Genomic DNA, 19,149 nt, shown 5'->3' on the forward strand with positions numbered 1-19,149 from the left:
ATTAAACAAGATCATAAAATTGAAGCATTACAACAAGCATTGATCAATTCTGATGTCGCTCAGATTGATCATATTGCGGATACGATTAATCCTGCAGATTTGGCTTTGTATTTACAGCAATTAGAAATTGATCAACAAATACAACTTATCCACCATTTAGAAAACGCAGCATATGTATTTGAGTTTTTGCCACTCAATCATCAAGTACAGTTGGTTAAAAAAATGGACGGTAAAAGTACAGTCCAGTTAATTCGTTCAATGCATTCAGACGCTCGAACAGATTTGTACAAAGCTTTACCGGATCAAATTAAAACATTTATTTTTGCGAATTTAGATCGAGAAACGAAGCAGCAAGTTCAATCTTTGGCATTGTATGCTGAGGAAACAGCTGGTGCGATCATGACATCTGATTATGTCACTTTGCCATCAGACATCTCAATGCAACAAGCTTTAGAGATTTTGCGTCATTCCGCCAAAGATACTGAAACCTTATATCTGATCTATATTACCAATCAATTTCAGAAACTTGAGGGTGTAATTTCTCTTCGAGAAATTGTGCAAGCACCTTTGGATAAAACAGTCCAAGAAGTCATGACCACTGAGGTCATTTACGGACGGGTAGATGAGGATCAGGAATCAGTGGCAAAAAAATTAAGCCACTATGATTTTATCGCCTTACCCATTTTAGATCATGATGATCATCTACTCGGTATCGTCACTTATGATGATGCTATGGATGTATTCCAAGAAGAATTTACCGAGGACTTTTTGAAAAGTGGGGCGGTAGAGCTTAAAGAAAATATCAGTATTCGTTCAGCACCAATATTATTTTTATTTAGACAACGTGTTTTTTGGCTAGTGTTTCTGGTCTTTGGCAGCCTACTTTCGAGTATTGGGATCGCCCATTATGAAGACATCATTGCTGCGCATATTGTTTTGGTCTTCTTTTTACCGCTATTGGTTGGGAGTGGTGGTAACGCAGGCTCCCAATCTGCAACCTTGATGGTTCGAGCAATCGCAACTGGTGATGTAAAAGCCAAGGATTGGTTTGTGTTGCTTGGTCGTGAAGCGATGGTTGCTCTATGTTTGGGTGCAACGATGGCTGCAGCTGTTTCAATTCTTGGCTATATCCGTGGAGATATGATGGTCGCTTTAGTGCTTGCGATCAGTATGATGGGTATTGTCATGATGGGCTGTATGATCGGGATGAGTTTACCATTTGTACTCAATAAACTAGGACTCGATCCCGCAAGCGCATCTGCACCCTTGGTCACTTCAATATGTGATGCAACTGGTGTATTGGTCTATTTATTTATTGCTTCACAACTCTTATTCTAAGGCTATGACTGATGGAGTATCTTTGCAGGATGTTGCTTAAATGACAAATAAAAATAAATTAACCCAAGCTGAAGTCATCAAAATGGAACGCGATCTTGCCAAGTTCGCAAACATGATGGATTCCGTCGTAAGAATTCCATTCACTAAACAAGGGGTAGGGGCTGATGCAGCATTGAGTACGATTCCTGTGGCGGGTGACGTAGCTGGATTTGTACTTACGTGTTATGCAGTATTACAAGCTCGAAAAATCGGTGTGCCCCAATCTAAATTGAATGGCGTGCTTAAACTTGCTGTGATGGATGGTGTAGTAGGTTTAATCCCTGTTGCAGGTACACTCTTTGATGTGTTTATTCGACCGAGTCGCAAGGCTTTAGATGTGGTTCATGATCATATTCGTGAAGAGTATCAGATTCATTCAGACCATCATGTGGTACACCCATTTTTACATGAAAACTTAGAGCGTAAACAGCAGAACTCTGCCTTCTGGCGAAATCCTGTCGTGGCATGGATTTGGATTCATATTCCTGATTTACTGGGTCTTCTGTTTTTAATTATTTTTGGTGTTGCCTTATGGTTTGGTGTAACGTTCTTATGGCAATGGTTTCAATCTATTTAAAGTGTTATAGATTGAGTCCAATAAAAAAGCCTCCCTATGGAGGCTTTTTTTAGATGCAGATTAAGGACAATCAAGTTGTTGTAATGCTGCTACACGTTGCTCAATTGTTGGGTGTGTTTGGAAGAGTGCAGCAAGGCTGAATCCTTCTTCACGACCAGATGAAATTGAGAAAGCTTTCATTTCTTTAGGCATTTGATCTGGCATTTCAGTTTCTGCTTGCAAGCGAAGTAATGCACTGATCATGGCTTGTTTACCTGCTAAACGCGCGCCAGCCTCATCAGCACGATATTCACGATAGCGAGAGAACCACATCACAATTGCCGAAGCAAGAATACCGAATACGATATCTAACACGATTGTAATGAGGAAATAGCTCCAGCCCGGTGCTTCACCTTCTTCACGACCAAATACATTGCGATCTACAAAGTCGCCGACGATACGCGCGAAGAACATCACAAACGCGTTGACTACACCTTGTACTAAAGCAAGGGTGACCATGTCACCATTAGCAACGTGACCAATTTCATGCGCCAACACTGCACGTAATTCATCTTTATTCATGCGTTCCAATAAGCCTGTTGAAACAGCGACTAAAGCATCGTTTTTGTTCCAACCAGTTGCGAAAGCATTTGATTGATAAGATGGGAAAATACCAACTTCTGGCATTTTAATACCAGCACGTTGAGAAAGTTGTGCCACTTCATTGAGTAACCATGCTTCCGCTTGGTTGCGTGGAGCATTGGGATCAATTAACTCTGTACCTGTGGTTTTCTTTGCAATCCACTTTGACATGAATAGGGAGATTAAAGAACCCACCATACCAAAGACAAAACAGATCACAAGTAAATTGCCAAGATTCAAGCCACCCGCGCCATGGTAACTACCGACACCGAAGAGTGACAAGATTATGCCAGCTACCACCAGTACCGCGAGGTTGGTCAGCAAAAACAAACCAATCCGCATCATCGAGAAAATCCTCTTATAAATAAAATTTAATAAGCTTTTTGAATTAAAAAACCTACGTCAAATATGCTTTCGAATAGGGAAAATTTCAAGAAAAAAATAAAAAATATAACGAAAAAAATTGAGATTAATTCGAAATATAGATCTTCGCTGATGCTGTGGCATTATTTGTAGAATATGAACCAGCTGGTGCGTCAGTAAAACTGCCATCAGCGGCCACAATAATTTGGCGAGGAGGTGACTTTGGTTTAGATGGTGCAGTCACTTGAGCTGATAAATTCTGATTGTTATAGCTCGGTGAACTTAACTTAGAGGATGCTGAAGCTGCATAACTATTGGTTGGATTTGAGCCTACACCATTGGCGTATAAATTATTGTAACGACTGAGTACACGTCTGACATAGTCTTGAGTTTCACGAAAGGGCGGAATTCCACCATATTTAGCAACATTTCCTTCGCCAGCATTATAACCCGCTAATGCCAATTGCGTATTGCCATTAAAGCGTTTCAATAGCCAAGCCAAATATTTTGCACCAGCGAAAATATTTTGTTCAGGATCATATGCATTATTGACATTAAATCGTTGTGCAGTCGCAGGCATCAATTGCATAAGACCCTGAGCACCAACAGGGGAGCGTGCATGTATATTAAAACCAGACTCTGTGTGCATCACCGCTTTAATGAGTCCTTCAGAAATGCCGTGTCGTTGAGCTGCTTGGCGAATATAGCCATCAAAGGCATTTCGATTTTTACTATGGCTTGGGAGAACAGATGCTTCGTTGCTTCCCCAATTGCTGTAACTATGAATATTGCTATCTGGATAGTAGGTTTTCTTTTCAACTTTAAGATGGTTGTATTTGTTTTTGCGGTTGGTCAGTACGGTAGTGCCGTTTGAATCTTTCAGCTGATAGATTGTTTGACCTGCAGAAGCCTGTGGCGAGAATATTAGAAAATTCACACACCCAAATAACGCTATGACTTTTATTTTATTTGTAGTTTTCATCATTCGAACACTATTTTTGTCCCTAAATGATATGTGGGTGATTTTCTGCAATGGAGATGTCTCTCGACTATGTAATGTTTTTTAACAATTCGTTGTAAAAAAATCAAGTCTTAATTGTTGGCTTAATATCCAAAAAAATTATTTATTTTTATTTATAAACAACTGCTTGACACATATAAGTTATTGAATTTTAAGGATATAGAATAGTGGTTAAAAAATGACCAATCTAAGGGAAAGCACCATCTTATCTTGCCAAAACTTTGTCAACCCCTAAAAAGTCCACAATTTTATCCACAGGTTTTGTGGAAAACTGTGGAAAAGTCCAAAAGATAAGCAATTCGACTAAAAAATGAACCCAAGCGTCCATTTTAGATGTGTGAATAAGACAGTGTTATGAAAAAATAAAAATTAGATGTAAAAAACAGATTCTTTAGATGCGATTAAGCACTGAATCGGCTAAAATTGCGCAGTATTTTTTTTATGGTTAATGTCGTCTATGTACTCGCCAGTTGAATCCAACCAAGGATTTAATTTTAAGCCAGAGCCACCTACAAGTTCTGCATATTATCGTTTATTAAAAAAACTTCGTCGTCAAGTAGGTCATGCAATCCGTGACTACAAAATGATTGAGGATGGCGATAAGGTCATGGTATGTATTTCAGGTGGTAAAGATAGCTATACCATGCTGGACATTCTCCTGCAGTTTAAACGCATAGCACCAATCAATTTTGATGTTGTAGCTGTGAATCTTGATCAGAAACAACCAGGGTTCCCTGAGGATGTATTACCCCGTTATTTAGAAGAAAATAACATTCCGTACTACATCTTAGAAAAAGATACATATAGCATTACCAAAAAGCTTACACCTGAAGGTAAAACCTATTGTGCAGTGTGCTCACGCTTGCGCCGTGGTTCTTTATATGGTTTTGCTCAAGAAATTGGCGCGACCAAAGTTGCTTTAGGTCATCATCGTGATGATATTATGGCAACGTTCTTCTTGAACCTATTCCATGGCGGTAGTTTAAAGGCGATGCCACCAAAACTACTTTCATCGGATAAAAAGAATATTTTGATTCGTCCTTTGGCGTATGTTGAAGAGAAAGACATCATCAAATACGCTGAAATGCGCAAATTCCCAATTATTCCATGTAACTTGTGTGGTTCGCAGGAAAACTTACAGCGCGCAATCATCAATGATATGTTGCGTGAATGGGATAAAGCTCATCCAAAACGTTTACACAGCATTTTTGGCGCGTTACAGAATGTCTCGCCATCGCAATTGGCTGACCGAGATCTTTTCGATTTTGAAGCCTTAGATGGACAACGTGAAGTTGATTTTGATGTAACTTGTTCAACAGCCGAAGGGGACACACCAAATAAGCGTATTAGCATGGTCAATCTCGGTTTTGCTGCTGAGTAATTCGTCTTAATAAAAAAAGCACTTTTCGAAGTGCTTTTTTTATTTCTTAGATTTTTACATTTTAATGAAGGTGTTGAGTCGATTTACAAAATGATGTTTTTTGTCACTTTAGGTCGTAGTACCGATACAAAAAATCATTGACAAACTTGTGAAAAAATAAAGATTTGATGATATTTAGGCGATTAGTTTTATTTACAAAAAAAATCGAACGCAGAGTACAAAAAAACGTATCGCATTTGGAAAATATCATGCTATAACTCTCTCAAGCGTAAAGCTTCTACATGTTGTTATCTTGGATAGGTAACGCAATAAATTGAATAAATACATCGAGGAAAGAACATGCCTGCATTTTTAACTGATGATTGGTTTGCAAACGTTGAGAAACTTACAGCTGAAGCTGGTGATTTGAACTTACCACCATCATTAGCAAATCTAGCATTGAATCTTGTAGTAACAGGTAGCGAAGGAACGACTGAATTAGCGCTTGATAGCGGTAAGATCCAAAAAGGCGCTTCTGCGAATGCTAAAACAACTTTAAACTTAGATGCGGATACTTTACGCAAAGTATTCTTAGAGTTTGACATGGCTGCTGCTATGCAAGCATTTATGACTGGTAAAATCAAAGTTCAAGGCGATATGTCTCAATTGATGGCTTTACAAACAGCGAAGCCAAGCCAAGAACAAAAAGATTTGTTCAAAAAAGTTTTAGAGCAAACTACTTAAGACTTTTTAAACAAAAAAAAGCTTACCTTTAGGTAAGCTTTTTTTTGTTAAATACTCACCAAACTTGGTGTCGTTTTTATATGTTCTAAATAAGCACGAATACGAGTGACGTATTGGATCGCTTGCTTATAACGCGTATTGTGCGATTGATTACGGTAAAGAAAATCATATACCTGTATCCAATCATTCGGATTTTTTCCTTGGGCTTTTAGGCGCTTCATAATCGCATCTGTGGCACCTGGCCCCATATTGTAAGCCACGAGGGCATACCAATAACGATCATGTTTAGGAATATAATCATATTTCGACATCATCAGATCAAAATACTTCGCACCACCTGCAATACTTTGAGCAGGATCAACACGATCTGACACACCCATTGCTTTTGCTGTGTTGTTGGTGAGCATCATGATGCCACGCACACCTGTAGGAGACACAGAATTCGGTTTTAAGAACGACTCTTGGTAGCCTATCGCAGCGAGGAAGTGCCAATCTAAGTCGTATGTTTGGGCTGACTTTTTAAAGCTAGCTTTATAAATTGGCATACGTGTTTTCAGATTGCGCTGAATAGTATCCCAATCATCTTGTTTAACCACGTTGCGGTTGTAGAAAGATGCCATTTGACGGATAGCACCATTTTGCTTGCTTTGACAAACAAAACCGCTGGCAGTATCTGTTAAAGGATCAGCAGCATTTTTAAAAACCCAATTGATTTCTGGATTAAGCCCATTTTTGCGTAAGCTTTCAAGGTCACCACATGATGCGGAAAAACCTGAAAGATTCTTTTGCTCAATGGTCATGATCGATGCTGTGGTCACCGCGAAATGAGCTTTACCTTGCTGCACCATTTTCAAAGCGGCTTCATTACTTTGAACCGTTTTAAAATCGAGTTTTACATTTAAGTTTTGAGCGTAACTGCTCACCAAGTCATAGCCAAAGCCATGTTTGAAGTTACCGTCTTTAAAAACCACGGTGGGATTTGACACGGCCACCACTGTAAGCTTGTTCGAATTTACAATGGAGTTGTATTGGTTGTCGGTCTTTGTTGCATTTAATGCATGAAATGGGATAAATGCTGTAGCGAGGACCATCGCTTTAAACGAGAGAGAAGAAGTTAGTGAATTAAGGCAAAGCCTCGATCCAGTGTTTGAACTACTGCGCATGTTGTCTCCGCTACAAGTAATTTATGCCCAAAAAAAGCAAAAGCAGTACCGCCTTAAACTTTTATTTAAAGTTGATAAATTCAATTAGGGTGGGCGTCATGAACGTCATTCAAAATGACATGTGTGGGTGGATAAAATATTGAAGAAAAGATCTTCGTACAAAAAGTAATCAAGATAAAACATGGGCGCATATTAATGGTCAATTTTACTCATGTCAAATTTTGTACAAAAAAAAATAAAAAACATGGTTTTAAGATATTGATAAATAAAAAGAAAAAACTTTATAAAATTTTTCCATGTAGAAATGCGGTATAAAATGTTGCAATGTGTCGCTATAACGTAAGCAAAATACTCATTTTATCGCCTATGAAATCGAATTTAATTACCCGAAGTGGGCATGACAAATTGGTCGCAGAACTACAATACTTATGGCATGAGGAACGACCTGAAATCACCAAAAAAGTGAATTGGGCTGCCAGTTTAGGTGATCGTTCTGAAAACGCAGATTATCAATACAATAAACAAATTTTACGAAAAATAGACCGTCGTGTTCGTTACCTCGGTAAACGACTTGAAGAGTTGCGGATTATCGATTTTTCTCCTGAACAAGAGGGCAAAGTATATTTTGGCGCTTGGGTAGACATCGAGAACGAGGAAGGCCAACTAAAGACGATTCGGATTGTCGGTGTAGATGAAATTTATGATCATCATCCTCAACATATTTCAATAGATTCACCTATGGCACGTGCAATGTTAGGTAAGCAAGTAGATGATGAATTTGAGGTACATACACCCTTGGGAAAAAAAACATGGTTTATTAATTCAATTCGCTATGAAAAGCTCGAAAATTCATCAAAATAGTAATTTCTGATTTAAAAATAGGCAGGCGAGCAAAATTTCTTAGAAAAGTGTTTGCCAATTTTAAAAAATATTTATATGATAGCCGCCATTGGAAGCGTGGCAGAGCGGTTTAATGCACCGGTCTTGAAAACCGACGAGGGTGTGAGTCCTCCGTGAGTTCGAATCTCACCGCTTCCGCCAAATTTTTAAAAAGCCACTAATCATTAGTGGCTTTTTTTATTTTCTTCATATTCGTGCGATATTAAGACTGATATTTACTGTTTGATTTAATTTTTTGAGCATGGCATAAAAAACCACCCTAAGGTGGTTTCTCTACAGCGTTTAAGCCACTTTTTCTGGAAGATCGAACCAAATCACACGAGCATCTTCTGATGCTTCAATCTGCGCTGGATCAATAAATGCAATAGCATCTCCAGCATTCACAGTGTGTTCAGCGACTTGAATTGAACCACTAATCACATGTAGATAGCTGACATGTTGTGTTGCAACAACTTCAAGTGAATGACCTTTCTCCAAAACAGCTGTTTTAACCTCCGCATTTTGGCGAATATGCATGGGTGCTTGTTCTGTCGGTCCACAAATCAGATGCCATTTGTTCGGTTGTTCAGCAGGATCGAGTTGAATTTGTTGGTAATTCGGCTCTGCATCGCGCTGATTTGGAATAATCCAGATTTGCAGTAAATGAACTGTTTCATCACCTTGGTTTATTTCACTGTGTTGAATGCCTGTACCTGCACTCATCAGTTGCCATTCACCAGCTTTGATATCACCGTGGTTACCCATACTATCTTTATGTGTAATCGCTCCCTGCAATACACAGGTGAGAATTTCCATATTGTCGTGTGGATGTGTACCGAAGCCTTGATGACCAGCTATGAGGTCATCATTAATGACACGGAGAGCACTGATGCCCATGTGGTTAGGGTCATACCAGCTCCCAAATGAGAAGCTGTGTTTGGATTCTAACCAACCCATTTTTACATGACCACGTGATTCACTGCGATGTAAATAAGCATTCATGATGATGCTCCTTTCATTATTCTTAAAGATGATGTTATTTTAATAGTTTAAAATGAATAAGATAGTAGGTTAGGACAACGTATCGTTCTAATTTTGAAACATAAAAAGGATAAAAAAGCCTGCTTGAAGCAGGCTTTTTAAAATTAGATTATTCTAAGAATTTTACGGTAACGCCAGAACGAACTTTGTTACCCAGATCATTCGCATCCCAGTTGGTTAAGCGGATACAACCGTGTGAAGCTGTCTTAGAAATACTTGATGGGTTAGGTGTGCCGTGAATACCGAACGATTTTTTGCTTAAACCGATCCAGATATTACCTACAGGGCCATTAGGACCAGGTGGTAATGAAAGTGGCTTCAAATTTTTACCTTGTACAAAGTTACTTGGTGAATAGCTATACCAAGGGTTTTTCGCTACACCAGTAATTTTGTATGTTCCAGTCGGAGAAGGGGTGTCAGCACTACCGATGGTTGCTGGGAATGAGCCAACCATTTGGTTTTGTTGGTTAAATAAATAAAGTTGTTTAGCGCCTTTATGAGCCACGATTAAATGAATATTTTCTGGAAGTTCATTGCGAATGTTGGTCACAATAAGCTTTTCACCCGCTTTCTTAAATGTCGCTTTAGGATTTAGTTTCTTGAGAAACTCTTCATCCATATGGAATTTTTCAGCCAGCATTTCACTTACACGAGTGTAATAAAGACCTTTCATTTTCGCTTGTAAAGCATAGTCATGAGGAATTGAGGCTGCATAAGGACCTTTTAGGTCTGCTTCGGTAATCGTATATTCAACATAAGCAGGTTTACCAGCTTGGCGTGCAACTAGAGCATCCCAAGTTTCTTTCGTCAAAACACCTGTAGCCTTTAAACCATTCATTTGCTGGAATGAAGCAATTGCTTTAAGTGTATTTTTTCCACTTGTACCGTCAATAGCACCTGGTGAAGCATGTGAATTATTTAACATTACATGTGCACGGGCATATACAGGGAATTGACCTTTGCCAATATTTTCATACCATTCAGCATTATTCAGACTGTCTAGCGTCCATGAATTTGCTGTAGCAGGTGCTGATGTAGATGGAGCTGAATTTGTCACTGCTGAAGATGCAGGTGCACTGCCAATGTCCGCAGTGCTATCCTCAGTTCTTTCTAGGTTTTGAAGCGTATCTGCAGCTTGATTTAGATCATTTTGCTCTTGCTGGCTAATTTGGGCTTCAGAGCTAGATTCTACCGCGAGAGGATCAATTGGATCTTGAATAGTATCTAAACTCGTTTTTGTAATTGGAGAAAGCGGTTGTTCAGCAGTACCAGAAGCAGCCAATGCAGTTCCAGACATAATACAACTTAAACTCAAAGCAAGAATTGAGCGAACGAACATGTAATTCAACCTTAAGAATTATTCATATTGATTTATAAAAACACGGATAAAGTATTGCAGAAAAAACACGGATATGCAGTATTTGTTTTGTTTAAATCAAATAAATTCCGATAGTCTCAATCTTTATTTTCATTCTAACTAAATACTTTAAAGTGCAGCTTTTTGGTATGATGAATGGAATTTCAATTTTGCATCGAGAAAGTAAATGACGACCTTAAAAAATGATCGTTTTCTGCGTGCCTTATTACGTGAACCTGTGGACTGCACGCCAGTTTGGATGATGCGTCAGGCTGGTCGATATTTACCTGAATACCGTGCGACACGCGCAACTGCGGGTGATTTTCTTTCTTTATGCAAAAATAATGACTTTGCTTGTGAAGTGACTTTACAGCCGCTTCGTCGCTATGACTTAGATGCAGCCATCCTATTTTCAGATATTTTGACTATTCCTGATGCTTTGGGCTTAGGACTATATTTTGAAGCAGGGGAAGGACCAAAATTTAAGAAAACAGTCCGTACTGAGCAGGATGTAGCCCAATTACCAAAAATTGATGCTAAATCGGACTTAGACTATGTCATGAATGCAGTGTCGACAATCCGATCAGCATTAGGTGGCCAGGTACCGCTAATCGGGTTTTCTGGGAGTCCATGGACACTCGCGACGTATATGATCGAGGGTGGGTCGAGTAAAGATTTCCGTTACACCAAGCAAATGATGTATGCACAACCTGAAGTTTTACATGCCTTGTTAGATCATTTGGCTGATTCAGTCATAGATTATTTGAACGCACAGATTGAGGCAGGTGCGCAGGCGATTCAAATTTTTGACAGTTGGGGTGGTGCACTTGCACATCGAGAATATCAAGAATTTTCCCTCAATTATATGCACAAAATCGTGAAGGGTTTAAATCGTGAAAATGAAGGCCGCAAAGTACCAGTAATTTTATTTACCAAAGGTGGTGGTCAATGGTTAGAACCTATGATCGCAACTGGCGCAGATGCGTTTGGACTAGATTGGACAACCCCTTTAAATGTTGCACGTCAAACTGTTGCTGGTCGCGCTGCCCTACAAGGTAATTTAGACCCTGCAACATTATATGGCTCTCCTGCGAGTATCGAAAAGTCAGTAAAATTAATGCTCGATGATGCATATGCTGCTGGTGAAAAAACGGGTTATGTTGCAAACCTTGGACACGGTATCACCCAATGGGTAGATCCTGCGAATCCTAAAGTTTTCATTGATACGGTACATGAGTACAGCGCAAAATATTTAGGCTAAGCATTTAGGATGAATGTGTGAGCTTTTTAAAATCATTATTTGAGTTTCATTATAAGGCAGCATCCGCTGCCTTATTTGGTATTTTATTACTGCTAGCCTTTGCTTTGACGGCTTCGATAGGGCATCAAGAATATTATGGATTGTACCGATACGACTACCTCTTGATTTATGCAATGGTTATTCAGGTCTGTTTACTGCTTTTAAAGTTAGAGTCTTGGGCTGAAGCCAAAGTTATTGCAATTTTTCATATGGTGGCCATGGTCATGGAGATTTTCCTGACCCATCCACAGATTGCATCATGGCAATATCCGCAACCTGCGGTATTTAAGATTATGACCGTACCACTTTTTGCGGGATTTATGTATTCTGCTGTAGGCAGTTTTTTTGCTCGTTCACTCAGGCTCTATCGCGTAGAAATTGAGAACTTACCTAGTTTTTTCAATATGATGAGTTTAGCGATCTTGTCCTATTTAAACTTTATGACGAAGTTCTTTATCCCAGATATACGATACTTATTGTTTGCATGGAGCGTATTGATATTTTGGAAAACTAAAATAACGTTCAAGCTTAAATATCATGAAATGACCTTGCCAATGCTTCCTGTGCTTTTGTTGTTGGCATTTATTATTTGGATTGCTGAAAATATCAGTACTTTTTATCAAATTTGGTTGTATCCAACGCAAGTGGAACAGTGGCATATGGTGGGATGGGGGAAACTTGGCTCTTGGTATCTCCTATTAATGCTGAGTTTAGTATTGGTGTTAAAAATCCTAGGTGAACGGAATTCACAGGGTTTGTGGCGATTGAAGGGCGAATAAGTTAATTCATCAAAAAAACTCGATACTTGATGGCATTGGTAAGATTTGTTTTGCGTTCTTGGCTTGATATCGCTATGTTAAAGAAGTTCGTAAAAGAACAAAATTGAAACAATAAAGAACACTTGAGTACATCAAGTTTGGAGTGATGTTATGTATAAAAAATTAGCTTTAGCTGCGGTATTGGCAGTAGGATCAACAGCTGCATTTGCTGACCGTGATGTGGGTTGTGGTATCGGTTCACAAGTTTGGGCAGGTCAGTCTGGTAAAGTTGCAAAAATCTTAGCAGGTACGACCAACGGTTTATTTGCTAACCAATTATTCGGTATTACTTTCGGGACGTTAGGCTGTAGTGGTACAGGTACAGTAACAGCACAAGCAGTAACATTTACAAATGAAAATTCCGAAGCTCTTGCACGTGATATGGCGGTAGGTGAGGGGGAAAGTCTTAACGTCCTTGCAGAGCTTCTGAATATTAAATCTGAAGATAAAGCACGTTTCTTTGCAGTATCAAAAGAAAATTTCTCTGAAATTTATTCAGCGGACAATCAAGATGCATTCCAAGTCCTTGCATCTCTTCAAACTGTTATGTCTCAAGACGAAGTTTTAAAAGCTTACGTTTAATTGCGAAAACCCTGTCTTATGGCGGGGTTTTTTTGTTTCATCATTATTAAGTTCATTTTATGAAATTTGCTTTTTTTTCTGCCTTGATTGTCAGTAGCTTTCTGACACATGCATATACTTCTCCAGTTGAACAATATATTGCACAAGCACAACACCATCAGCTTGATAAAAATAAAACTTGGCAAAGATTAATGTATGCACATCAAGCGAAGAGTGAAGTCAGCTATTCAGGATTTTTTTTTAGTGCAAATGGTGCAGATAATTTAGAAGATGAGCTGAATGCAAATATTCGTGAATTATTTATAGATCGAGGACAAGATCAATCCATTATATGTCGTTTCCCAGCTCGCTCTGCATGGTTAATAGAACAACTGAAAATAAAACAAGAGGAGCTTCCTAAAGCAGATTGTCCTGCTCTAGAGGAATGGATTGGACAGATTAAACCGTATCAAGCAACATTGATTTATGCGACAGATTTCATGGGAAATCCAAGTTCGATGTTTGGTCATACCTTGCTACGTCTTGATCCTAAAGATCAAAAAGAGCTTAATCTTATTTCTTATGCAGTCAACTACGCTGCGACGGTCGAAAATAGTGATAGTTTTTCTTTTGCTTGGAAAGGCTTAACGGGTCAATATCCAGGTGAATATTCGTTAATGCCCTACTATCGAAAAGTAAAAGAGTATGGTGATTTCGAAAGCCGTGATTTGTGGGAATACGAATTAGCATTAAACCCAGAAGAAACCACACGTTTAGTACAACATATCTGGGAGTTAAAGCATGTCCAATTTCCCTATTATTTTATAAGTGATAATTGTGCCTACCGCTTATTGGGACTCATTGATTTGGTAAAACCCGATGCCAATCTACAAGCACAGTTTAGTCATATTGCAATTCCAGTCGAAACCATCAAAGCGGTGCAGCAGCAAGGCCTCATTAAAGATACTGTTTATCGCCCAGCACTTGAAACGCAGTTACTTCATCAAGCAAAACAACATGGTAATGACTTAGCACATTCGGCACATCAATTAACGCTGGTGCAACCAGCACAAATGCGTGAATTTTTAGCTCAATTTACGGCCAAGGATCAGGCGCGTATTCTTGAGATGGCATATGATCATTTGTATCTACAGCTCATTTCTCAAAAAATCGAAGCGAGTATTGCGCAACCTAAAATACGACAAATTTTGAGTTTAAGAAGCCAACTCCCTGTTGAAAAACAACGTACTGAAGTGGCAAGACCACGAATTGACCCTGTGGATGGGCATCATGCTCGAAAAACATCGATTGAATTTGGACGAGTGCAAGACGATACGTTTGTGCAGATCAACCATCGACAAGCCTATCACGATTTATCTGATCTTCAGGGGGGATACCGACTTGGAACGCAGTTGAAATTTCTTGAGGGGAGTCTTGAGTTTCGGAATGATCAACTCAAGTTGGCTGATTTGGATCTTTTAGAAGTGAATTCTTATAATCCAATTACGCCTTTTAAGACGCCGTTGAGTTGGGGATTTGGATTCGGTTGGAAACAACTCTCAATTGATGATTCTGGAAATTTCAGTGATACCGAGCAACATGGTGTTTTGAATCTATCAACACAGTTTGGATATAGTTGGGCAGATGCAGATCGTGAACACCTGTGTTATGCGCAGATGCAAAATCATATTCAAGCTGGAAAAAGTTTAGAAAAGGGTTGGAGATTGGGGCTAGGGCCAACTGTAGGTTGCCAAAGTTTATGGTCAGATCGAGTGAATAGTTTAGTGCAAGTTGAAATCCCTTTTTGGGAGGATCAGCAGGCTTGGCAGCTCGGACTAAGATCCTCACTTCATTATGCACCTAACTCGCAAAGTGCTATCTCTATTCACTGGAATTATCAATTACAAAAACAGCATGATTGGCATCAAACTAGTTTGGGATTTACGCGCTATTGGTAAATATACAGTACTAGGAAGTACTGTGCTGAAAGGTGAAGCTTGTTTTTAAACGATTACATTCACATAGTACTTTTTTACTTGCTCAACGACTTCAAATGTGCCAATGAATCCTGGTGGGATTACACCTGCTTGACCTGCCGAAACTTCGATAAAGTGATTTTTGTTTTGAGTGTGGATGCGAACTTTTCCTTCTATAATTTGAAAGAATTCTTGTTTATTGTCGGCAAATTGAATATTCCAAGCACCAACTTCACATTCCCAAATCCCACATTCCATATGCTCGTGTTCATAAAGACTGTAGGTGTGACGTTCGGGATTGCCTTGGACGAGACGATCAGGACGCGGGAAGTCGACTGATTTTTCTGCGTGTTGTTGACCTTGACCTGCAACATGAAGAGATGTCATATATTCACCTTAAGAAATTGAGCCTTGGAATACGGTCTAAAAAAAACCTCAACAGGGTTGAGGTTTTTATGAATTAATAACTTTCTGGAACAGCGCTCAGAAACTCGCGACGTTCATCTTTGTTAGTTTTAAAGTCCCCAACAAATGATACTGTACGAGTGGTTGACTCTTGTTTGCCTACACCACGCATCATCATACACATATGTGCTGAATCAATGACAACAGCTACGCCTCTAGCACCAGTCACTTGAGCCACAGCTTCAGCAATCTGTTGAGTTAGATTTTCTTGAATCTGTAGACGACGGGCAAACATTTCAGTAATACGTGCAAATTTAGATAAACCTAAAACTTGACCTTCTGGTAAGTAGGCAATATGCACACGTCCATAGAACGGCAGTAAATGATGTTCACAAAGCGAATAGAATTCGATGTTCTTGACCAAAACCATTTCACGGTTGTCTGAAGGGAAGACCGCATTGTTGGTCACTTCTTCAAGCGTTTGGCTATAACCTGACGTCAAATACGAAAAAGCTTTAGCAGCACGCATTGGTGTATCTTTAAGACCAGGACGAGTAAGATCTTCGCCAACGGCAGTTAAAATGTTGGCGTAGGATTGCTGCATAGACATAAGACGTGTTCACTTACACAGATGTTGAACAAGGACGGCATTGTATCAGAAAACGATTACAATGCCGTATATTCAGAAAAAATTCCGATTATTGAGTAAATTTTGGATTCTTTTCTGCACGTTTAAGCAGAACTAAGACCGCGCCAGTGCCACCTTGTTTTTCAGGCGCACTGACAAAAGCCAAAACATCACGATGTTGTCTGAGCCAACTATTAACATAGGTTTTTAAAACAGCTTCAGGGCCTTTACCATGAACAATTTTAATGACGTTTTGATTTTGCTCTTTCGCTATCTGAATAATTTGCAATACAGCTGAACGTGCTTCTTCTACGGTACAGCCATGCAAATCAACTGCTTCAAACCAACGTAAATTTCCAGCTTTCAGATCTTCAAATACTTTGTGTTGTAAGGTCGCAATTCGATAACTGAGACTAGCCTGACTGCCAACTGGATTGAGCATGGCTTGAGTATCAGACATCACAGTTTCATCAGTATGCATTGGACCTTCAGCAGCAGCACGTTTTGCTAAGGTTTGAGCATCCAATTTCTTTTTTAATGGTTTCTCAATTTTTGCAATATTGCCATGATCAATTTTTTGAACACCTTGCATCTGCTGACGAAAGAGTTCTAAATCTTCCTCATGCTCTTGTTCAACCGTCTTTTCAATAGGTTTAGGAGCTTCAACACGAGGAGCAGGATTACTGATTTGTTTCTTAAACTGTTTCAGTAAATTAAATTGATCTTTTGATAAAGAAGAATCATGTTTACTCATAACGTGTTTGTAACTTTAAAGTGGAAGATGAATGAATGTGATTATAATCCGAAAACCCCTCAACTTTGTAGTGAGGAGTATTTAAGTTGATTTTAACAGGTTAAATTAAGTGGAGATAACTTAAGGGACAAAGCTAAAAAATAGGTATGTGGCAAAAATACACAGATGTACAATGCCTGGCAAAATGGTGGTGTATCCAGTACGCAGAGAATTTGAAACAACAAAAAGTGATAGTACGAGTAATGCTAATGATTTTGCATCTAAACCTAACTCGAGTGTCCAGCCCATGCCGATCGCAAAAAAAGCCACCACAGGAATCGTAAGTCCGATACTTGCAATTGCAGAACCTATGGCTAAATTTAAACTTGATTGAAGCCGATTTGCTTTTGCTGCACGAATAGAAGCTCCAAACTCTGGCAGTAATACAATTGCTGCAATTATGATCCCAAGGGTCGCTAACGGTGCGCCAAACTGAGTCAGTAGGCTTTCAAGTGTTGGAGAAATTCCTTTTGCTGACAATACCACAGCAATCAAAGAGACGATCAGCATTATTAAGCTGATCATGACAGTATGAATACTAGGAATGAAGACATCTTCTTCTACAGCATTCTGATCGACTTCTACTGGTAGGAAGTAGTCACGATGACGTACAGTTTGGAAAAAAGTAAACGCTGAAAATAATATCAAAGTAATGATGGCGATAAAAAATAATTGTGAATTGTTGTAGCTGCCAATTGCTGGTGAGTTAGTCACATAATTTGGCAATACCATGGCAATAACAATAATGACGGTCATGGTGCCTAAAGCAGCAGTGACACCTTCTAAATTAAAGCCTTGAACTTGATGTTTAGTGGCACCTAATAATAAGCTTAGACCAATGATTGCATTTAAGATGATCATCACCGCTGCAAAAATCGTATCACGTGCAAGCCCCATGGCTTCAGGACCACCTGACATCATCATTGAAACAATCAGTGCAACTTCGATAATCGTGACGGATAATGCCAACACTAACGTACCAAACGGTTCTCCTACTTTATGAGCAATAACTTCTGCATGATGCACAGCAGTCACTACACTGCCAATCAGACCAACACAAAGTAATGTGACAATAAATGGAAAGCTTGGAACAAGATGATATACACCCAGAATAACCAGTGAAACTATAGGTATAGCAATGGTCCATGTGGGATTAAAGCGATTCGTTTTCATAAGATTATGTTCTATTTATTGTTGAAAAATAATGATAAGTGTTTGATGGTTTATTAATCAAATTTATTTTGAATTTGTTCTAGCTATTGTTGTTGGAATTAATGGAGGCAAGAATGGATTCGGGAATCCATTCTTATCAGGTCTAAAGCTTAGAATTTGAAAACCTTACCGCAGAATATTAGAGTTAAATATTCTGAGGTTCGCCAAATAATGCTGTAAAGGCATGATCAGGACGAGGCTGTTTCATAAAACTTTCACCCACAAGGAAAGTGTGAATGTCATTTTCTTGCATCATGGTGACATCCGCTGAGGTTGCAATGCCGCTTTCCGTCACTAATAAACGAGATGGTGCAAGTTGTTTTTTTAGACGAATTGATGTGTTCAAATCAACATCGAAAGTTTTTAAATTACGATTATTAACGCCTAATAAACAACGATCTGATAATTTGAGAGCACGTTCTAGTTCATATTCATCATGCACTTCAACCAGTACATCTAAATGATGTTCAAATGCAGTTTTCGACATTTCCTCAAGTTGTTGATCTGAAAGACATGCAACAATGAGAAGGATACAGTCTGCATGCAATGCGCGAGCTTCAATCACACCATAAGGATCGATTAAGAAATCTTTTCTTAGTGCAGGCAAATCACAGTGAGAACGAGCAATATGAATGTTCTCATCGGCACCTTGGAAGAAATCAATATCTGTAAGTACTGATAAACATGCCGCACCTGCTGATTGATACTGTTCAGCTATTTCAGCAGGATGGAAGTTTTCTCGAATAATGCCTTTAGATGGAGATGCTTTTTTGATTTCAGCAATGACAGCAGGACGTTTGTGCTGTAGTGCTTGAGCAAAACCGCGAACAGGGCTAGCGGCTTGAGCGAGTTCTTCGACGTCCTTATAACTACGTTGTTTTAATCGTGCAGCAAACTCTTCTTGTTTACGGTCAACAATTTTGCCAAGAATAGTATTCGCGATATCTAACATA

At 39.1% G+C, this 19,149-nt stretch carries 19 protein-coding genes and 1 tRNA gene; 10 read left to right on the forward strand and 10 right to left on the reverse strand.

Annotation, left to right across the window (positions count from 1 at the left end; all coding sequences use genetic code 11):
* Window positions 1–1,338 carry a magnesium transporter gene (gene mgtE, locus AC1M9E_RS03835; RefSeq protein WP_481607139.1) on the forward strand — a complete coding sequence of 446 codons (1,338 nt, stop codon included), beginning with the start codon at window positions 1–3 and terminating at the stop codon, window positions 1,336–1,338.
* Between the two features lie 40 nt (window positions 1,339–1,378).
* Window positions 1,379–1,954, forward strand: a complete 576-nt coding sequence (locus tag AC1M9E_RS03840; protein WP_035266953.1) for a DUF4112 domain-containing protein — start codon at window positions 1,379–1,381, stop codon at window positions 1,952–1,954.
* Between the two features lie 60 nt (window positions 1,955–2,014).
* Here AC1M9E_RS03840 and htpX read toward each other — a convergent pair whose 3' ends face one another.
* Both htpX and AC1M9E_RS03850 read right to left on the reverse strand, forming a co-directional pair.
* Window positions 2,015–2,920 carry a protease HtpX gene (gene htpX, locus AC1M9E_RS03845; protein ID WP_035266954.1) on the reverse strand — a complete coding sequence of 302 codons (906 nt, stop codon included), beginning with the start codon at window positions 2,918–2,920 and terminating at the stop codon, window positions 2,015–2,017.
* Between the two features lie 124 nt (window positions 2,921–3,044).
* Window positions 3,045–3,902 (reverse strand): lytic transglycosylase domain-containing protein, encoded by an 858-nt coding sequence (locus AC1M9E_RS03850; protein ID WP_481595671.1) that lies wholly within the window; start codon window positions 3,900–3,902, stop codon window positions 3,045–3,047.
* 514 nt (window positions 3,903–4,416) lie between these two features.
* On the opposite strand from AC1M9E_RS03850, the gene ttcA reads away from it, so the two are divergent.
* A complete protein-coding gene (ttcA, locus tag AC1M9E_RS03855) occupies window positions 4,417–5,340 on the forward strand; it encodes a tRNA 2-thiocytidine(32) synthetase TtcA (protein WP_035266955.1) in 924 nt (307 codons plus the stop codon).
* A gap of 339 nt (window positions 5,341–5,679) precedes the next feature.
* Window positions 5,680–6,063 (forward strand): SCP2 sterol-binding domain-containing protein, encoded by a 384-nt coding sequence (locus AC1M9E_RS03860; RefSeq protein ID WP_092765941.1) that lies wholly within the window; start codon window positions 5,680–5,682, stop codon window positions 6,061–6,063.
* 47 nt (window positions 6,064–6,110) lie between these two features.
* Here AC1M9E_RS03860 and AC1M9E_RS03865 read toward each other — a convergent pair whose 3' ends face one another.
* Window positions 6,111–7,226 carry a transglycosylase SLT domain-containing protein gene (locus tag AC1M9E_RS03865; protein WP_481607122.1) on the reverse strand — a complete coding sequence of 372 codons (1,116 nt, stop codon included), beginning with the start codon at window positions 7,224–7,226 and terminating at the stop codon, window positions 6,111–6,113.
* A gap of 366 nt (window positions 7,227–7,592) precedes the next feature.
* Between AC1M9E_RS03865 and greB the strand changes: the two genes are divergently transcribed.
* Both greB and AC1M9E_RS03875 read left to right on the forward strand, forming a co-directional pair.
* Window positions 7,593–8,087 carry a transcription elongation factor GreB gene (gene greB / locus AC1M9E_RS03870; protein ID WP_180028138.1) on the forward strand — a complete coding sequence of 165 codons (495 nt, stop codon included), beginning with the start codon at window positions 7,593–7,595 and terminating at the stop codon, window positions 8,085–8,087.
* Window positions 8,088–8,177: 90 nt separating this feature from the next.
* A tRNA-Ser gene (locus AC1M9E_RS03875) sits at window positions 8,178–8,267 on the forward strand.
* Between the two features lie 141 nt (window positions 8,268–8,408).
* Here the strand turns inward: AC1M9E_RS03875 and AC1M9E_RS03880 are convergent.
* Both AC1M9E_RS03880 and AC1M9E_RS03885 read right to left on the reverse strand, forming a co-directional pair.
* The gene (locus AC1M9E_RS03880; protein WP_481607121.1) at window positions 8,409–9,107 is read right to left on the reverse strand and encodes a pirin family protein; all 699 of its coding nucleotides are present in this window, start codon (window positions 9,105–9,107) and stop codon (window positions 8,409–8,411) included.
* Window positions 9,108–9,255: 148 nt separating this feature from the next.
* Entirely contained in the window at window positions 9,256–10,485 is a 1,230-nt protein-coding gene (locus tag AC1M9E_RS03885) for a L,D-transpeptidase family protein (RefSeq protein ID WP_092765945.1), read from the reverse strand.
* Between the two features lie 205 nt (window positions 10,486–10,690).
* Here AC1M9E_RS03885 and hemE point away from each other — a divergent pair, with 205 nt between their 5' ends.
* The 4 genes from hemE to AC1M9E_RS03905 all read left to right on the forward strand — a co-directional run bounded on the left by hemE (window position 10,691) and on the right by AC1M9E_RS03905 (window position 15,140).
* Window positions 10,691–11,764, forward strand: coding sequence for a uroporphyrinogen decarboxylase (gene hemE, locus AC1M9E_RS03890; RefSeq protein ID WP_481607120.1), 1,074 nt, complete (start codon window positions 10,691–10,693; stop codon window positions 11,762–11,764).
* 17 nt (window positions 11,765–11,781) lie between these two features.
* Window positions 11,782–12,582, forward strand: a complete 801-nt coding sequence (locus AC1M9E_RS03895) for a DUF817 family protein (RefSeq protein WP_481607119.1) — start codon at window positions 11,782–11,784, stop codon at window positions 12,580–12,582.
* A 150-nt stretch (window positions 12,583–12,732) separates the two neighbouring features.
* A complete protein-coding gene (locus AC1M9E_RS03900) occupies window positions 12,733–13,203 on the forward strand; it encodes a DUF3015 family protein (RefSeq protein WP_481586570.1) in 471 nt (156 codons plus the stop codon).
* A 59-nt stretch (window positions 13,204–13,262) separates the two neighbouring features.
* The gene (locus AC1M9E_RS03905; protein WP_481607118.1) at window positions 13,263–15,140 is read left to right on the forward strand and encodes an Lnb N-terminal periplasmic domain-containing protein; all 1,878 of its coding nucleotides are present in this window, start codon (window positions 13,263–13,265) and stop codon (window positions 15,138–15,140) included.
* A gap of 45 nt (window positions 15,141–15,185) precedes the next feature.
* Here the strand turns inward: AC1M9E_RS03905 and AC1M9E_RS03910 are convergent, their stop codons facing one another.
* From AC1M9E_RS03910 to trpC, 5 genes are all read right to left on the reverse strand, one after another.
* On the reverse strand, window positions 15,186–15,545 hold the full coding sequence (locus tag AC1M9E_RS03910) for a cupin domain-containing protein (protein WP_481593179.1): 360 nt from the start codon (window positions 15,543–15,545) through the stop codon (window positions 15,186–15,188).
* A 73-nt stretch (window positions 15,546–15,618) separates the two neighbouring features.
* The gene (gene folE, locus AC1M9E_RS03915) at window positions 15,619–16,167 is read right to left on the reverse strand and encodes a GTP cyclohydrolase I FolE (protein WP_171076769.1); all 549 of its coding nucleotides are present in this window, start codon (window positions 16,165–16,167) and stop codon (window positions 15,619–15,621) included.
* Window positions 16,168–16,261: 94 nt separating this feature from the next.
* The gene (locus tag AC1M9E_RS03920) at window positions 16,262–16,945 is read right to left on the reverse strand and encodes a Smr/MutS family protein (protein WP_488225046.1); all 684 of its coding nucleotides are present in this window, start codon (window positions 16,943–16,945) and stop codon (window positions 16,262–16,264) included.
* Window positions 16,946–17,065: 120 nt separating this feature from the next.
* A complete protein-coding gene (locus AC1M9E_RS03925; RefSeq protein ID WP_035266988.1) occupies window positions 17,066–18,157 on the reverse strand; it encodes a calcium:cation antiporter in 1,092 nt (363 codons plus the stop codon).
* Window positions 18,158–18,341: 184 nt separating this feature from the next.
* Window positions 18,342–19,148: an indole-3-glycerol phosphate synthase TrpC gene (gene trpC / locus AC1M9E_RS03930; RefSeq protein WP_481607116.1), complete on the reverse strand. Its 807-nt coding sequence runs from the start codon at window positions 19,146–19,148 to the stop codon at window positions 18,342–18,344.
* Between the last annotated feature and the right edge of the window lies 1 nt (window position 19,149).

Source organism: Acinetobacter sp. 24-47-47 (assembly GCF_057737035.1).

What these genes read in the sequence shown, in the direction of transcription:
- AC1M9E_RS03840 (WP_035266953.1), top strand. Translation starts at nt 1,379, where the DNA reads ATGACAAATAAAAATAAATTAACCCAAGCTGAAGTCATCAAAATGGAA.
- htpX (WP_035266954.1), bottom strand. Translation starts at nt 2,920, where the DNA reads ATGATGCGGATTGGTTTGTTTTTGCTGACCAACCTCGCGGTACTGGTG.
- ttcA (WP_035266955.1), top strand. Translation starts at nt 4,417, where the DNA reads ATGTACTCGCCAGTTGAATCCAACCAAGGATTTAATTTTAAGCCAGAG.
- AC1M9E_RS03860 (WP_092765941.1), top strand. Translation starts at nt 5,680, where the DNA reads ATGCCTGCATTTTTAACTGATGATTGGTTTGCAAACGTTGAGAAACTT.
- AC1M9E_RS03865 (WP_481607122.1), bottom strand. Translation starts at nt 7,226, where the DNA reads ATGCGCAGTAGTTCAAACACTGGATCGAGGCTTTGCCTTAATTCACTA.
- greB (WP_180028138.1), top strand. Translation starts at nt 7,593, where the DNA reads ATGAAATCGAATTTAATTACCCGAAGTGGGCATGACAAATTGGTCGCA.
- AC1M9E_RS03880 (WP_481607121.1), bottom strand. Translation starts at nt 9,107, where the DNA reads ATGAATGCTTATTTACATCGCAGTGAATCACGTGGTCATGTAAAAATG.
- AC1M9E_RS03885 (WP_092765945.1), bottom strand. Translation starts at nt 10,485, where the DNA reads ATGTTCGTTCGCTCAATTCTTGCTTTGAGTTTAAGTTGTATTATGTCT.
- hemE (WP_481607120.1), top strand. Translation starts at nt 10,691, where the DNA reads ATGACGACCTTAAAAAATGATCGTTTTCTGCGTGCCTTATTACGTGAA.
- AC1M9E_RS03900 (WP_481586570.1), top strand. Translation starts at nt 12,733, where the DNA reads ATGTATAAAAAATTAGCTTTAGCTGCGGTATTGGCAGTAGGATCAACA.
- AC1M9E_RS03905 (WP_481607118.1), top strand. Translation starts at nt 13,263, where the DNA reads ATGAAATTTGCTTTTTTTTCTGCCTTGATTGTCAGTAGCTTTCTGACA.
- AC1M9E_RS03910 (WP_481593179.1), bottom strand. Translation starts at nt 15,545, where the DNA reads ATGACATCTCTTCATGTTGCAGGTCAAGGTCAACAACACGCAGAAAAA.
- folE (WP_171076769.1), bottom strand. Translation starts at nt 16,167, where the DNA reads ATGCAGCAATCCTACGCCAACATTTTAACTGCCGTTGGCGAAGATCTT.
- AC1M9E_RS03920 (WP_488225046.1), bottom strand. Translation starts at nt 16,945, where the DNA reads ATGAGTAAACATGATTCTTCTTTATCAAAAGATCAATTTAATTTACTG.
- AC1M9E_RS03925 (WP_035266988.1), bottom strand. Translation starts at nt 18,157, where the DNA reads ATGAAAACGAATCGCTTTAATCCCACATGGACCATTGCTATACCTATA.
- trpC (WP_481607116.1), bottom strand. Translation starts at nt 19,148, where the DNA reads ATGTTAGATATCGCGAATACTATTCTTGGCAAAATTGTTGACCGTAAA.